We start from the raw sequence: 14,156 nt of genomic DNA, 5'->3' as shown, positions 1-14,156 counted from the left end.
CAATTCCCCAATTCCTCATCGGCGCCGCCTCATCCGACCCGGGCACGCGCCTCGAGATAGCGACTGATCGCGGCATTGAGCTCGCCGCCGAGGATGAAGATCGCCGAGACGATGTAGAGGAAGACCACCGCGATCATGATCGAGGCCAACCCGGCGTAAGTCGTCACATAGGACGAGAAATGGTCGAGATAGGTGGCGAACATCGTCGAGCCGATGAGCCATGCGGCCAGTGTGAAGACGATGCCCGGCACCAGCGAGACGAAGCGGCGCTTGCCGGCCGGCAGCCAGTAGTGCACGGCAAACAGCCCGCCGATGATGACGGCCGAGGCAATGACGTAGCGCCACAGCGTGATCGTGCCGGTATAGGGCTTTATCCATTCGAAATGCGCCTCCGCCAGCCGCGCCAGCAGGGGTGCGAACACCAGAAGCACGCTGATCGCCAGGAAGCCGGCCGTCGCGATCAGCACGAAGAAGATGCTCTGCACGCGGCGATAGATGATGCCGCGCGTCTCGGTGACGCGATAGGCGCGGTTGAGCGAAGTGCGTAGCGCCTCGATGCCGTTCGAGGCAAAATAGGCGGCAAGCAGCACGCCGTAGGTCAACAGGTCGGTGCGCCGGACGGTCAGCACGTTCAGCACCTCATGCGCGATCGGCTTGGCGATCTGATCGGGCCAGGTGTCGAAGACCAGGTGCACGGCCGTGTCGGCAAAGGCCTGGGCGCCGAGGAAGCTGCCCAGCGTCGTGGCGAAGATCAGGAACGGAAACAGCGCCATCAGCGAGGTGATCGCCAGATGGCTGGCCATCGCCCAGCCGTCATCGGTGTTGAAATGGCCGAGCGCGTCGTAGAGCACGCGACGCAGGGCGACTATATTCCGCAACAAGAACCCGCGTTCCCTTCGATTGTCTCGACGCCGCGAATATGGGAAGTGAATGCGGCAAATGGCAACCCTTGGCGAAACCACGAGTCCGACGGCGCAGCAATTGCGCACCATCATCATCACCGGCGCCTCGTCCGGCATAGGGGCATATTGCGCCCGGGCACTCAAGGCGGAAGGCTGGCGGGTCTTTGCAACAGCCCGAAAACCCGAGGACATCGCCGCCCTCGAAAGCGACGGCATCGAGGCTTTCTATCTCGATTACAGCGAACCGGACTCCATTGCAGCCCTGGTAACGGCGGTGCTCGAGCGCACCGGCGGCCGGCTCGATGCCCTGTTCAACAACGGCGCCTACGCCCAGGCCGGTGCGGTCGAGGATCTGTCGGTGGCCGCGCTCAAGCAGCAATTCGAGGTCAATTTCTTCGGCTGGCATGACTTGACCCGCCGCCTGATTCCGATGATGCGCCGTCAGGGTCACGGCCGCCTCGTCCATTGCTCGTCTATCCTCGGTCTGGTGCCGGTGCGCTTTCGCGGCGCCTATTCGGCATCCAAACATGCGCTCGAGGCGCTGATGCTCTGCCAGCGCCAGGAACTGGTCGGCAGCGGCGTCCATGTTTCACTGATCGAACCGGGGCCGGTGAAATCGAAAATCGCCAGCAACGGCCTGCCCTGGTTCCTGAAAAACATCGACATCGACAATTCCGTGCACAGGGCGGACTATGCCGCGCAGCTGGAGCGGCTGCGCGCCGGCGGCAGCCAATCGGCGCTGAAGCCCGGGCCGGAAGTGGTCCACAAGGTTCTGCGTCATGCCCTTCTGTCGCCGCGCCCGCGTCCGCACTATGTGGTAACTGTGCCGGCCAGAATCGGCGCGGCGCTCAAACGCATCCTGCCGGCATCGATGCTCTACCGCCTGATGGCCAAACGCGCCTGAACGCGAAACAACTGGAAACGCAACAATGGCAACCGTCTTCAACATCCTCGCCATTCTGGTCATGGCCGCCGTGGCGATCGTGCTGATCCGAGGCCTCGTCAACATGATGCGTGGCGGTTCGAGCGTCACCTCGAACAAGCTGATGCAGGCGCGCGTCATGCTGCAGGCCGTGGCGCTGTTGCTGATCCTGCTGGCCGTGTATTTCACCCGCAAGTGAGGCCGTTCGGGAGGCGACATGGTCAAGCTCAACAAGATCTACACCCGCACCGGCGATGACGGCACGACGGGTCTCGGCACTGGTGAGCGGCGGCTGAAATCCGACCTGCGGGTGGACGCCTACGGCACGGTCGACGAAGCCAATGCCTGCATCGGCATGGCGCGCGTGCATACCGCAGCGAACCACCCGGCGATCGATGCCATGCTGTCGCGCATCCAGAACGATCTCTTCGACCTCGGCGCCGATCTCGCCGTGCCCGATGACGGCAAGCCGCTTGGCTACGAGCCGCTGCGTATCGTTGCCGCGCAGACCGACCGCGTCGAGAAGGACATCGACCTCCTCAACAAGGATCTTCAGCCGCTCAAATCCTTCGTGCTCAACGGCGGCACGCCGGCGGCGGCGGCGCTGCATCTGGCCCGCACGGTGGCGCGGCGGGCCGAACGGCTGATGGTGGCGCTGGCTCAAGACCCGGGCGAGCACGTCAACCCTGAGGGGTTGAAATACATCAACCGCGTCTCGGATTTCCTGTTTGTCGCCGCCCGGGCGGTCAATGACAATGGAAATGCCGACGTGCTATGGGTTCCCGGCAAGAACCGCTGAGCTGAACGGATCGAAAAGGCGGGAGGGGACCAGGCACGCATGTTCATCCCGCTTTACGACACAAACAGGCTGCGCCACATCCGCCTGCAATATGTGACGATCGGCCTGATCGTGGTCAACGCGCTGGTCTATTGCGCCACGGCACTCGGCGGCGAGAACTTCACCAATGCCGCCGTGCTTGGCCTCGGCTTTATTCCGTCCGTGGTTCACAACACGGCCGAGCTTGATCCTCGGTTCATCATCATTCCGGAAAGCCTGAGCTACCTTACCTATTCCTTCCTGCATGCGGACATCTTTCATCTTGGCGGCAACATGCTGTTCCTGTGGGTGTTCGGCGACAATGTCGAGGACGCGCTCGGCCACATCCGCTACCTGATCTTCTATCTCCTGTGCGCCATCGCCGGCGCCGCCTTCCAGGGGCTTGTCGCCTGGGATTCGCAGGTGCCGCTGATCGGCGCCTCCGGCGCCATCGCCGGCGTGGTCGTCGCCTATCTGATCCTCTATCCGAGGGTTAAGGTCTGGGTCCTGGCCTTTGCCCGCATCCCGCTGCGCATTCCGGCCTTCATCCCGCTTATCCTGTGGGTGCTGTTCCAGGTCTTCATGTTCGCCGCCGGCGGCGAGGACCAGATTTCCTGGGCCTGCCATATTGGCGGCATCATCGCCGGCGCGGTGCTGGTGCTGGTCCTGCGCAGCCGCGGCGTGCCGCTTTTTGCCGGCGCGGACGAGGATGCCGTGGCTCCCAAGCTCGACCAGCCGCCGGTTGCTGCCGAACCAGCGGCGCCTGAACCGCAGGCCACCACGACGCGCTGGGGCCGGGGAACCCCCCCTGGCCCAAACTGAACCGATTTGAGCCGCTTTCAGCGTATTGACGGCAAGGGTTACCGCAACTACGGAAACGTCTCCGTCCGAGCCCCAAGGCTGTTAAGGAGCAGTCCAAGACGGGCAAAGACCAGAATTTCCATCCGGAATGTCGGCTTTCGACAACTCAGAAGGGGCGCAAGCTGTTATAGCGCGCCCAACTAGCGTGAAGAGGTGACAGGCAAATGAAGATCCTTGTGCCCGTGAAGCGGGTTGTGGATGCGAACGTCAAGGTTCGCGTGAAGGCCGACGGTTCGGCGGTGGAACTCGCCAACGTCAAGATGGCGATGAACCCGTTCGATGAGATCGCGGTGGAAGAGGCGATCCGGCTCAAGGAAGCCGGCAAGGCGGAGGAGATCATTGTCGTCTCGATCGGCCCGCAGCAGGCGCAGGAAACCCTGCGCACCGCGCTCGCCATGGGCGCCGACCGCGCCATCCTGGTCAAGACCGACGAGCAGACCGAGCCGCTCGGCGTCGCCAAGGTGCTGAAGGGCGTCGTCGAGGCCGAACAGCCCGGCCTCGTCATTCTCGGCAAGCAGGCGATCGACGACGATTCCAACCAGACCGGCCAGATGCTGGCGGCCCTGCTCGGCTGGGCGCAAGGCACTTTCGCCTCCAAGGTGGTGCTCGACGGCGACAAGGCCAAGGTGACGCGCGAAGTCGACGGCGGCCTGCAGACGGTGGAATTGAAGATGCCGGCGATCGTCACCGCCGATCTTCGCCTCAACCAGCCGCGCTATGCCTCGCTGCCCAACATCATGAAGGCCAAGAAGAAGCAGCTCGACGAAAAGACTCCGGCCGACTACGGCGCAGACGTCAAGCCGCGGCTGAAGATCATCAAGACCGAGGAGCCGGGCGGCCGCAAGGCGGGCGTCAAGGTCAAGAGCGTCGCCGAACTGGTCGACAAGCTGAAGAACGAAGCCGGCGTTTTGTAAGGAAATCCGATGAGGCCGGCCTGCAAACGGCCGGTTTCTCCGCTTCCGGTGCTCACGTACAAAAGTACGCTCCGCTCCGGTTCTCGAAACCAACCGTTTTCGACTCGGCCTGACCGGATTTCAGGGAGCCTCGAAAACGAAAGTCAGGAATATCATCAATGGCTATTCTTCTGATTGCTGAACACGACAATGCCAGCCTTTCCGACCAGACCGCCAAGGCGCTTTCGGCGGCCCTGCAGATCGGCTCGGACGTGCATGTGCTGGTGGCCGGCAAGGGCGCCAAGGGTGCGGCGGACGCTGCCGTCAAGCTCAAGGGCGTCGGCAAGGTGCTGCTTGCCGAAGCAGACGAGCTCGCCGAGCGCCTCGCCGAACCGACGGCAGCCCTCGTCGTGTCGCTTGCTGGCGGTTACGACGCCATCATCGCGCCGGCGACCTCGTCGGGCAAGAATGTCGCGCCGCGCGTCGCGGCCCTGCTCGATGTCGCGCAGGTCTCCGAGATCATCGAAGTGGTCTCGCCGGACACGTTCAAGCGCCCGATCTATGCCGGCAACGCCATCCAGACCGTGCAATCGACAGACGCCAAGAAGGTCATCACCGTGCGCACCGCCTCCTTCCAGGCGGCGCCCGAGGGCGGCTCGGCCCAGGTCGAGACGGTCAACGCCGCAGCCAATCCCGGCCTGTCCACCTTCGTCGAGAACAAGCTCTCGGAGACGGACCGTCCGGAACTGACCTCGGCAAAGATCATCATCTCGGGCGGCCGCGCGCTCGGCTCGTCGGAGAAGTTCCAGGAGGTCATCCTGCCGGTCGCCGACAAGCTCGGTGCGGCGGTCGGCGCCTCGCGTGCCGCTGTCGATGCCGGCTACGCACCGAACGACTGGCAAGTCGGCCAGACCGGCAAGGTGGTCGCTCCGGACCTCTACATCGCGGTCGGCATCTCCGGCGCCATCCAGCATCTCGCCGGCATGAAGGATTCCAAGGTCATCGTCGCCATCAACAAGGACGAGGAGGCGCCGATCTTCCAGGTTGCCGACTACGGCCTCGTCGGCGATCTCTTCGTCATTCTGCCGGAGTTGCAGAAGGCGCTTTGACGCTCTCTGGCAAAGCGTATTAAATGCTTGGGGTGGGGTAGACGAAGTCGCCCCGCCCTTTTAGTTTGCACCGCACAAAAAGCAGGCTGCAAAAGCCTTTGGACGGGATCGGTGTAATGAGCAAGATCGAGACGATCGGCATCATCGGCGCAGGCCAGATGGGTGGGGGTATCGCCCATGTCTCCGCGCTTTCGGGCTACAAGGTGCTGATCTACGATATTTCGCCCGACCGCATTGAAAAGGGCATCGCCACCATCAGCGGCAACATGGCCCGCCAGGTGGGCTCCGGCAAGCTCGACGAGAAGCTGCGCAACCAGGCGATGGCGCGCATTGCCTCCGCACCGACGATGGCCGATCTTGCCGGCGCCGATCTGGTGATCGAGGCGGCGACCGAGGACGAGACGGTCAAGCGCAAGATCTACGCGCAGCTCTGTCCGCAGCTCAATCCTGAAGCCATACTGGCGACCAACACCTCGTCGATCTCGATCACGCGGCTCGCCGCGCAGACCGACCGGCCGGAGCGCTTCATCGGCATACATTTCATGAACCCGGTGCCGCTGATGAAGCTGGTCGAGCTGGTGCGCGGCATCGCCACCGAGGATCAGACCTTCGAGGCCGCCAAGACCTATGTGAAGCAGCTCGACAAGACGATCACGGTCTCGGAGGATTTCCCGGCCTTCATCGTCAACCGCATCCTGCTGCCGATGATCAACGAGGCGATCTACACGCTCTATGAGGGTGTCGGCTCCGTCGACGCCATCGACACCGCCATGCGGCTCGGCGCCAATCATCCGATGGGACCGCTGCAGCTGGCCGATTTCATCGGCCTCGACACCTGCCTGTCGATCATGCAGGTGCTGCATGACGGCCTGTCGGATTCGAAGTATCGCCCCTGCCCGCTGCTGGTGAAATATGTCGAAGCCGGCTGGCTCGGCCGCAAGACCGGGCGCGGTTTCTACGACTATCGCGGCGAGCACCCCGTTCCGACGCGCTAGGCCAATTCCACGAAAAGAGTGAACGGTTTCCCGGGAAGAGCGCGAAGCGCTTTCGCTTGGGAATTGCGTTAAAACAAAGAGATAGAGCGCGTCCGTTCACGACGCCGCGGCAAGCGGCGCCTGCGGCTCCGACTTGTCGTCGGGCGCCACGCAGACGCACCCGCGGCCGGCCGCCTTGGCGGCATAGCAGGCCGCGTCGGCCCTTGCGATGATCTCGTCCGCTTCGCCGCAATTGGCGTTGATTGCCGCAACACCGATGCTGGCGCCGATGGCATGCGGCCGGTCATCCCAGCTGAAGTTCAATCCCGCTATCGCATCGATGATGGAGCGCGCCGCGACCCTGGCGCCGGCGGTCGAGCCCGATTTCAGGATGACCGCGAATTCGTCGCCGCCCAGGCGCGCGACGAGGTCTTCGGACCCGACTACGCCACGCACGGCCTGTGCGACCCGCTTCAGCAAGGCGTCTCCGGCGGCGTGACCGCCGGTGTCGTTGACCAGCTTGAAATGGTCGAGGTCGATGAACATGAACTGATGGCGGCTGCTGCCAGCCCCGGCGGCATCCTTGCGGGCCTGAACGACCAGCTCCTCCATGGTGCGGATGAAGCTCGAGCGATTGGCAAGGCCGGTCAGCGCATCATGCGCGGCGGCGTGTGCAAGCTGCCGCTGCAGGGCGCGTGCATCGGTAAAATCCTGGAAAACGATGACCAGCCCGCAGAATTCGTTGCGCTCGTTCATGATCGGCGACACGACCTGACGGATACTGCAGCGTGTGTCGTCGCGGCGGACCAGCACGGCGCGGCTGTTCTGGTCGGAGGGCGTCTCCGCACCGATCGCCGGCCGTGTCACGCCGATCCTGTGTCCCGTCTCCTCGTCCACCGCCCAATAGACATGACCGAGCGTCTTGCCGAGAGCCGCCTCCGTCGGGACGCCGGTCAGCTTCTCGGCAACCGGATTCATGAAGGTGACGCGGTTCGCCGCATTGGTACAGATGACGGCATCGCCGATCGATTGCAGCGTCACCCGGAGCCGCTCTTTCTCGTCGGCCAGCATTGCCGCCGATACGGTCAGACGCTCCTCGGCCTCCTTGCGCCGGGTGATGTCGGTCAGGCTGCCGATGGCCCGGATCAGACGCCCGTCCCCGTCACGCTCGATGGCCTTGCCGCGGTCGAGGATCCAGATCCAGCGGCCGTCCTTGTGACGCATCCTGAACTCGGCCTCGAAGAACTCTGTCTGGCCGTCTAGATGGGCGCGATCCGCCTCGGCGACGGTTTCGCGGTCGTCGGGATGGATCATCGTCAGCCAAAGATCGGGGTCGCCGTCGAGTTCGCCATCCGCATAACCCAGCATCTTGACCCAGGTCGAGGAGTAGGTCGTGCCGCCCTTGCGGATGTCGAGATCCCAGACGCCCTGGCCGGCGCCGGCAAGCGCGAAATTCCAGCGCGTTTCGGCCTCGGCGATACGCGCCTCGGCCTGTTTGCGCGCGTCGATGTCCTCGATCTGTGAAACGAGATAGAGCGCGCGGCCGCTCTTCTCCTCTCGAATGACGGAGCCGGCGAGATGCGCCCAGACAGCTGTACCGTCCTTCTTGAGGTAGCGCTTCTCGAATTGGAAGGCGTTGACCGTGCCAGCTTTGATGCCTTCCATGGTCTCCCGCCCGACATGCAGGTCGTCGGGGTGCGTGATCTGGAAGAAGGTCAGCGCCTCGATCTCTTCGCGGCTGTAGCCGAGCATCGAGGCGAACGCCGGATTGGTTTGCACAATGCGCCCATCGAGGCCGACGACGGCGATGCCGATTGCCGAGTCCTCCATCGCCTGGCGGAAGCGCTGCTCGCTCTCGGCGATCTGCCGCCGATCTTTCGAGATGCGGCCGATGAAAAGACAGGCGAAGAAAAGCGCGCCGATTGTCATCGCGACCGACATTTGAAGGCAAAGTCTGAGCGCTTCCGCGCCAAGGTCCAGCCTCGACAGCACGACCAGGACCGCGGCCACGGCGAAGCCGGCCACGAGCAACGCCGGAGTTGCATGTTTGTTGAGCCTGATCGGTCCTCGCAGTCTCACGATCCGTGCCACCCCCGTGGGCAATCGCTTTTTGCTCGAGAGAACCCTGAAGGATCGATTTTAAGGAAAGGTTGCGTGGAGGTACCGCGATATGGTCAACCGGCAAACAATCGCCGGCATGATTAAGGATCGGTGTGCACGGGGTGTGGTCGCTTCTATCCTGCTACCAGCGCACGAAAAACCGTCCGCCGAGCGCGCCGAGCAAGGTGAGAAGGGCGATCGCGATCGTGTACCAGGTGGCGACGAAAAGCGGCGAATCGTCGAAACAGTGCGCGGCATAGAAGGTCGCCGCCAGCCCGCCGGCGAGCAACCCCGCCACCGCGCCGGCAAGCACCGGCCGTGTCGGCGCGCCATAGCGCAGCATCCACAGGAAGATGGCCAGCGGGCCGATGCCGATCAGCGGGATGAAGCCCATGCAGATCATCATGTTGGAGCCGATCATCCTGGTGCCCCACAACGCCTCCGGCACCATGAAGAGCTCCAGAACCACCGCCACGGCCACCAGCAGAGGGGCTGCGGCCATCCAGGCCACGGCCCTGGCCGTTGAGGCGCCAGGTGTCGACAGCGCCCGGATCAGGCCGAAGGCGGTGACGGCAAGCACGATGGTGAAAACGAATTTGGACAGGAAGCGCATCGTGTGCGCGGCCACCATGAAATCGGGGCGCGGGCCGATCGTCAGCAGGAAAACGACTGCCGCGATGACAATGGCCGCGCCAGCCGCCAGCCACCAGGCCGAGCGCAGCGGCATCGCCTTGCTGCTTGTATCGGCGTCTAGCGCCTTGATGAGATCCTCGGTCCTCATGTCATTCCCGCCCGGATCGCCCCTGCCCGAATCGCTTGGCTATGGCGGCTAGCCCGCGATGCAACGACACACGCACCGCCGTCTCGCTGATGCCGAACTTCGCTGCCGTCTCGCCGATCGAGCGGCCTTCCACGGATACCGCCGAAACCACTGAACGCTGTCCCGGCGGCAGCCCGTCCAGGGCCCTGTTGATGTCGCGCTCGCTGACGGTTTCGGTTTCCGGTTCGGCGAAGGTCTCCGCAATATCGTCGACATCGATTTCGATGCGCCGACCGCGCCGCCGGAACGCATCGATCAGCTTGAAGCGGGCAATCGCATAGATCCACGGCAGCACCGGCGCGTCCTGGCGCCAGGTATGCCGTTTCACATGAATGGCCAGCAAGGTTTCCTGCACGACATCCTCGGGATCGACTCCGCCCTGCACGATCTTGCGCCGGACAAAGCCGCGCACCAGCGCGGCAATCCGGTGCAGAAAGTCGGCATAGGCCTTTTCATCTCCGGCGATCGCGGCCCGCAACAGCCGGGAAAGCTCGGCCTCGTCCTTGCCGCTCACAAGAGTTCACTCCCCCGATTTTCGTGCCTCGGCACTGATTTGTTACGTGGCCGGCGAAATAATGTCCAAGCCAAACTGCGGGCAAATCACGAAAGTTTGCGGGTCCTGGAGGCTCAGCCTCAGGCCGGACGACCTCATGGGCCTTGCTCGTACGTCTTGCGGAAACCGTCGGTCCGGGATGCCATCACATGGAATTGTCCGCCTCGCGCCGCTCTTTGTGCCTCAGCGACCGATTGAAGCAGGCCAACAATGTTGACTATTCGTGTCATGTATCGATAGGTGCGGCGTGCCAAGACCAACGAAAGCGAGGATGACGCCATGAGATACACCCTTTCCGCCCTTGTCGGCGCCACCGCACTTGCAATCGGCCTGGCCGCCGGTCCGGCGCGGGCCGAGGATGCCGGCATCATCGTCTACAACGCCCAGCACGAAAGCCTTGGCAAGGAATGGGCTGAAGGTTTCACCAAGGAGACCGGCATCAAGGTCACGCTGCGCAATGGCGGCGACAGCGATTTCTCCAACCAGATCGTTGCCGAAGGGGCCGCCTCGCCCGCCGACGTGTTCCTGACGGAGAATTCGCCCGCCATGGTGCTGGTCGAGAATGCCGGCCTGTTCGCGCCCGTCGATGCCGACACGCTGGCACAGGTGCCGCAGGACTATCAGGCGGCCAGCGGCAAATGGGTGGGCGTGGCCGCGCGCAGCACCGTCTTTGCCTACAACACGACCAAGCTCAAGACCGAGCAGTTGCCTAAGTCGCTGCTCGACCTCGCCGACCCGAGTTGGAAGGGCCGCTGGGCGGCCTCGCCGTCGGGCGCCGATTTCCAGGCCATCGTCAGCGCGCTGCTGCAGCTCAAGGGCGAGGCCGCCACGGCGGACTGGTTGAAGGCGATGAAGGAGAACTTCACCGCCTACAAGGGCAACAGCACGGTGATGAAGGCGGTCAACGCCGGCGAGATCGAGGGTGGGGTGATCTACCACTATTACTACTTCGGCGATCAGGCCAAGACCGGCGAGAACAGCAAGAACGTCGCGCTGCACTATTTCAAGAACCAGGATCCAGGCGCCTTCGTCTCGGTCTCGGGTGGCGGCGTGCTCGCCTCGAGCAAGCATCAGAAGGAAGCCCAGGCCTTCCTGAAATGGGTGACCGGCAAGGGCGGCCAGGATGTGCTGAAGAACGGAAACTCCTTCGAATACGCCGTCGGCAAGGGTGCCGGGTCCAACCCGAAGCTCGTTCCGCTGGCCGACCTGCAGGCACCGAAAGTCGACGCCGCGACGCTGAACTCCAAGAAGGTCACCGACCTGATGACGGCAGCCGGCTTGCTTTAGTTGCCGTTCGTCCTAATAAGGACAAACAGACCGTGCTCCCGCGGGAATCCACCTTCCGCGGGAGCGTTTTGTTTTCGAGATGGCATTCGTCGATGACGACACGCTGCGTTCCTGACCTCCGACAGTGGTCCCTCGATTGCCGGCACGCCGCCGCAACCGTCGGGCGTCCGAGCTGATGCAGTCCGCCGTAGATCTCGGGCGCGCCGGCTTGCCGTCGAAGATGCGCCGAATGCCGCATCGGCGGGCGGCACGCTGGCTTGTCTCCGCCGCCGTCTTCGTCGCGCTGTTCGCCCTTTTGCCGCTTGCCTTCATCGTCTGGATCGCGGTGCAGACCGGCTGGGAGACCGTGTCGGCGCTGGTCTTCAGGCCGCGCGTCGGGGAACTGCTGTTCAACACCACGCTGCTGGTGCTGCTGACCGTGCCGATCGCCATCATTCTGTCTGTCGCGCTGGCCTGGCTGACCGAGCGCAGCGACCTGCCCGGCGCAAGGCTGTGGGCCTGGCTGTGCGTGGCGCCGCTCGCCATCCCCGCTTTCGTGCACTCCTATGCCTGGATCACCATGGTGCCCGGCCTGCATGGCCTGTGGGCCGGCGTGCTGGTGTCCGTGATCGCCTATTTTCCCTTCCTCTATCTGCCCATATCGGCAGCGCTGCGCCGTCTCGATCCGGCCCTGGAGGACGCGGCAGCCGCCCTTGGCCTTGGGCCATCGCGCGTCTTCTGGCGTGTCGTGATGCCGCAGCTCAGGCTCGCCATCTGCGGCGGCTCGCTGCTGGTCGGACTGCATCTGCTGGCCGAATACGGCCTCTATGTCTTCATCCGCTTCGACACCTTCACCACGGCGATCGTCGACCAGTTTCAATCGACCTTCAACGGACCGGCCGCCAACATGCTGGCCGGCGTGCTGGTGACCTGCTGCTTCGTGCTCCTGGGCCTCGAAGTGCTGGTGCGCGGCGAGGAGCGTTATGCCCGTGTCGGCGCCGGCGCGGCGCGTTCCCAGCAGCGCACGAACCTCGGCCGCGCCACCATGCCGAGCCTGCTCTTGCTGGTCGCCACCACGCTGCTGGCGCTCGGCGTGCCGTTCGTGACCATCGGCCGCTGGCTCATCGCCGGCGGCGCCGAGGTCTGGCGTCTCGACGAGATTGGCCTGGCGCTCGGCCAGACGCTGTTCCTGTCGCTTGCCGGGGCACTGCTTGCCACTGTCGCCGCCATGCCGATGGCCTGGATCTCGATCCGCGCCCCAGGGCCGCTGCAGCGCCTGCTGGAAGGTTGCAACTACATCGTCGGATCGCTACCGGGTGTCGTCATCGCGCTGGCGCTGGTCACCATCACCGTGCGCATCGCGCTTCCGCTCTATCAGACGCTGTTCACCATCCTGGTCGCCTATGCCCTCATGTTCCTGCCGCGCGCCCTGGTCAGCCTGCGCGCCTCGATCGCCCAGGCGCCGGTCGAGCTCGAGCGCGCCGCGTCCAGCCTCGGCAGGCGTCCGCTCAACGCGCTGTGGTCGACCACCATCCGCCTGTCGGCCCCTGGTGCCGCGGCCGGCATGGCGCTGGTGGCGCTCGGCATCATGAACGAACTGACCGCGACCCAGATGCTGGCACCGAACGGCACCCGCACGCTGGCGATGGCATTCTGGTCCTACAGCAGCGAGATCGACTACGCCTCGGCGGCCCCCTACGCCTTCATCATGGTGGCGATGTCGCTGCCCCTGACCTGGCTGCTCTATGTCCAGTCGAAACGGATGGCCGGACGATGAGCTTTCTCGAAATCCGCGGTTTGCACAAGCATTACGGCCCGGTCGCCGCATTGGCCGGTGTCGACCTCGATGTCGCCAGCGGCAGCCGCACCGCGATCGTCGGCCCCTCCGGCTGCGGCAAGACCACCTTGCTGCGGCTGATCGCCGGCTTCGAGGCACCGGACCAGGGCCGCATCGTGCTCGGTGGCGAGGTGCTGGCCAATGGCGGCGCCGCCGTCCCGGCGCATCGCCGCGGCATCGGCGTGGTGGCGCAGGACGGCGCCCTGTTCCCGCATCTGACCATCGGCGACAATATCGGTTTCGGCATGGGCCGCGGCGATGACAAACGCGCCGAGCGCATCGTCGAGTTGGCCTACATCGTCGGGCTCGACAAGGCGATCCTCAAGCGCCGCCCACACGAGCTTTCCGGCGGCCAGCAGCAGCGCGTGGCGCTCGCCCGCGCCATGGCGATGAAGCCGCGGCTGATGCTGCTCGACGAGCCGTTCTCGGCGCTCGACACCGGCTTGCGCGCCTCGATGCGCAAGGCCGTGGCCGAACTTCTGGAGGCGGCCGGCATCACCACCATCCTGGTGACACACGACCAGGCCGAAGCACTGTCCTTCGCTGCCCAGGTGGCGGTGATGCGCGATGGAAAATTCTCGCAGGTCGGCACGCCTCGCGATCTCTACCTCAAGCCGAAGGACAGGATGATCGCCGAATTCCTCGGCGACGCCATCATCCTGCCGGCGAGCATTTCGGGCGGCTTCGCCAACTCGCCGCTCGGCCGCATCGCCGTCGATACCAATGACAGCCGCGATGTCGCCCGCATCATGCTGCGGCCGGAGCAGATCGGGCTGAAACGCACGTCGCGCGAAGGCATGTCGGGCACCCCAGACATGCTGTTCGGCGAAGTGACGGAATCGGAATTCGCCGGCTCGACATGCATGATCGCGGTGCGGCTCCTGAACAATGCCGATCCCCCGGACGCCGCCGCCATCGGCAACACGCCGCTGATCCTGCGCAAATCCGGCATGGACGCACCGACGGTCGGTGAGATCGTCCGGCTCACCGTGTCGGGAAAGGCGCATGTGTTCGTCTAAAGCGCGTCGCGTTGAAATGGATTCATGCGACGCGCTTTAGGTCTCTGCTTTATGCATGTCGTTCTCCCAAAACCGAGGTCACT

The 14,156-nt window shown here is 64.3% G+C and carries 14 protein-coding genes; 10 read left to right on the top strand and 4 right to left on the bottom strand.

The features are described 5' to 3' along the window. Nucleotides 1-29 precede the first annotated feature (29 nt). Nucleotides 30-881, bottom strand: coding sequence for a YihY/virulence factor BrkB family protein (locus tag CK226_RS24085; protein ID WP_027047430.1), 852 nt, complete (start codon nt 879-881; stop codon nt 30-32). Nucleotides 882-939: 58 nt separating this feature from the next. Between CK226_RS24085 and CK226_RS24080 the strand changes: the two genes are divergently transcribed. The 7 genes from CK226_RS24080 (at nt 940) to CK226_RS24050 (ending at nt 6,499) form a co-directional block, all read left to right on the top strand. After that, complete coding sequence (locus CK226_RS24080) at nt 940-1,806, top strand: SDR family oxidoreductase (RefSeq protein ID WP_095793240.1); 867 nt, start codon at nt 940-942, stop codon at nt 1,804-1,806. A gap of 25 nt (nt 1,807-1,831) precedes the next feature. Then, nucleotides 1,832-2,023 (top strand): twin transmembrane helix small protein, encoded by a 192-nt coding sequence (locus tag CK226_RS24075; RefSeq protein WP_095772287.1) that lies wholly within the window; start codon nt 1,832-1,834, stop codon nt 2,021-2,023. Nucleotides 2,024-2,041: 18 nt separating this feature from the next. Then, entirely contained in the window at nt 2,042-2,623 is a 582-nt protein-coding gene (locus CK226_RS24070) for a cob(I)yrinic acid a,c-diamide adenosyltransferase (RefSeq protein ID WP_095772286.1), read from the top strand. A gap of 39 nt (nt 2,624-2,662) precedes the next feature. Beyond that, nucleotides 2,663-3,463: a rhomboid family intramembrane serine protease gene (locus CK226_RS24065; protein ID WP_095772285.1), complete on the top strand. Its 801-nt coding sequence runs from the start codon at nt 2,663-2,665 to the stop codon at nt 3,461-3,463. A gap of 203 nt (nt 3,464-3,666) precedes the next feature. Continuing rightward, on the top strand, nt 3,667-4,416 hold the full coding sequence (locus tag CK226_RS24060) for an electron transfer flavoprotein subunit beta/FixA family protein (RefSeq protein ID WP_095793239.1): 750 nt from the start codon (nt 3,667-3,669) through the stop codon (nt 4,414-4,416). A 158-nt stretch (nt 4,417-4,574) separates the two neighbouring features. Next, the gene (locus tag CK226_RS24055; protein WP_095793238.1) at nt 4,575-5,504 is read left to right on the top strand and encodes an electron transfer flavoprotein subunit alpha/FixB family protein; all 930 of its coding nucleotides are present in this window, start codon (nt 4,575-4,577) and stop codon (nt 5,502-5,504) included. A 116-nt stretch (nt 5,505-5,620) separates the two neighbouring features. Next, complete coding sequence (locus CK226_RS24050; protein ID WP_015315562.1) at nt 5,621-6,499, top strand: 3-hydroxybutyryl-CoA dehydrogenase; 879 nt, start codon at nt 5,621-5,623, stop codon at nt 6,497-6,499. A gap of 96 nt (nt 6,500-6,595) precedes the next feature. Here CK226_RS24050 and CK226_RS24045 read toward each other — a convergent pair whose 3' ends face one another. The 3 genes from CK226_RS24045 to CK226_RS24035 form a co-directional block, all read right to left on the bottom strand. Continuing rightward, entirely contained in the window at nt 6,596-8,557 is a 1,962-nt protein-coding gene (locus tag CK226_RS24045; RefSeq protein WP_245437823.1) for a PAS domain S-box protein, read from the bottom strand. 163 nt (nt 8,558-8,720) lie between these two features. After that, nucleotides 8,721-9,359 (bottom strand): NrsF family protein, encoded by a 639-nt coding sequence (locus tag CK226_RS24040; protein WP_095787870.1) that lies wholly within the window; start codon nt 9,357-9,359, stop codon nt 8,721-8,723. Nucleotide 9,360: 1 nt separating this feature from the next. After that, nucleotides 9,361-9,912 carry a sigma-70 family RNA polymerase sigma factor gene (locus tag CK226_RS24035; protein WP_095787871.1) on the bottom strand — a complete coding sequence of 184 codons (552 nt, stop codon included), beginning with the start codon at nt 9,910-9,912 and terminating at the stop codon, nt 9,361-9,363. A 318-nt stretch (nt 9,913-10,230) separates the two neighbouring features. Here CK226_RS24035 and CK226_RS24030 point away from each other — a divergent pair, with 318 nt between their 5' ends. From CK226_RS24030 to CK226_RS24020, 3 genes are all read left to right on the top strand, one after another. Further along, nucleotides 10,231-11,238, top strand: a complete 1,008-nt coding sequence (locus tag CK226_RS24030) for an iron ABC transporter substrate-binding protein (protein ID WP_095793285.1) — start codon at nt 10,231-10,233, stop codon at nt 11,236-11,238. A gap of 175 nt (nt 11,239-11,413) precedes the next feature. Continuing rightward, the gene (locus CK226_RS24025; protein WP_179301116.1) at nt 11,414-12,994 is read left to right on the top strand and encodes an iron ABC transporter permease; all 1,581 of its coding nucleotides are present in this window, start codon (nt 11,414-11,416) and stop codon (nt 12,992-12,994) included. Beyond that, complete coding sequence (locus CK226_RS24020; protein ID WP_095787873.1) at nt 12,991-14,073, top strand: ABC transporter ATP-binding protein; 1,083 nt, start codon at nt 12,991-12,993, stop codon at nt 14,071-14,073. The genes CK226_RS24025 and CK226_RS24020 overlap by 4 nt, the downstream gene beginning before the upstream one ends. Nucleotides 14,074-14,156: the final 83 nt, after the last annotated feature.

Source organism: Mesorhizobium sp. WSM4311, from assembly GCF_002295115.1.
Taxonomy (GTDB): domain Bacteria; phylum Pseudomonadota; class Alphaproteobacteria; order Rhizobiales; family Rhizobiaceae; genus Mesorhizobium.
This window is presented reverse-complemented; position numbering and strand designations above follow the sequence as displayed.

What these genes read in the sequence shown, in the direction of transcription:
- CK226_RS24080 (WP_095793240.1), top strand. Translation starts at nt 940, where the DNA reads ATGGCAACCCTTGGCGAAACCACGAGTCCGACGGCGCAGCAATTGCGC.
- CK226_RS24075 (WP_095772287.1), top strand. Translation starts at nt 1,832, where the DNA reads ATGGCAACCGTCTTCAACATCCTCGCCATTCTGGTCATGGCCGCCGTG.
- CK226_RS24070 (WP_095772286.1), top strand. Translation starts at nt 2,042, where the DNA reads ATGGTCAAGCTCAACAAGATCTACACCCGCACCGGCGATGACGGCACG.
- CK226_RS24065 (WP_095772285.1), top strand. Translation starts at nt 2,663, where the DNA reads ATGTTCATCCCGCTTTACGACACAAACAGGCTGCGCCACATCCGCCTG.
- CK226_RS24060 (WP_095793239.1), top strand. Translation starts at nt 3,667, where the DNA reads ATGAAGATCCTTGTGCCCGTGAAGCGGGTTGTGGATGCGAACGTCAAG.
- CK226_RS24055 (WP_095793238.1), top strand. Translation starts at nt 4,575, where the DNA reads ATGGCTATTCTTCTGATTGCTGAACACGACAATGCCAGCCTTTCCGAC.
- CK226_RS24050 (WP_015315562.1), top strand. Translation starts at nt 5,621, where the DNA reads ATGAGCAAGATCGAGACGATCGGCATCATCGGCGCAGGCCAGATGGGT.
- CK226_RS24040 (WP_095787870.1), bottom strand. Translation starts at nt 9,359, where the DNA reads ATGAGGACCGAGGATCTCATCAAGGCGCTAGACGCCGATACAAGCAGC.
- CK226_RS24030 (WP_095793285.1), top strand. Translation starts at nt 10,231, where the DNA reads ATGAGATACACCCTTTCCGCCCTTGTCGGCGCCACCGCACTTGCAATC.
- CK226_RS24025 (WP_179301116.1), top strand. Translation starts at nt 11,414, where the DNA reads ATGCAGTCCGCCGTAGATCTCGGGCGCGCCGGCTTGCCGTCGAAGATG.
- CK226_RS24020 (WP_095787873.1), top strand. Translation starts at nt 12,991, where the DNA reads ATGAGCTTTCTCGAAATCCGCGGTTTGCACAAGCATTACGGCCCGGTC.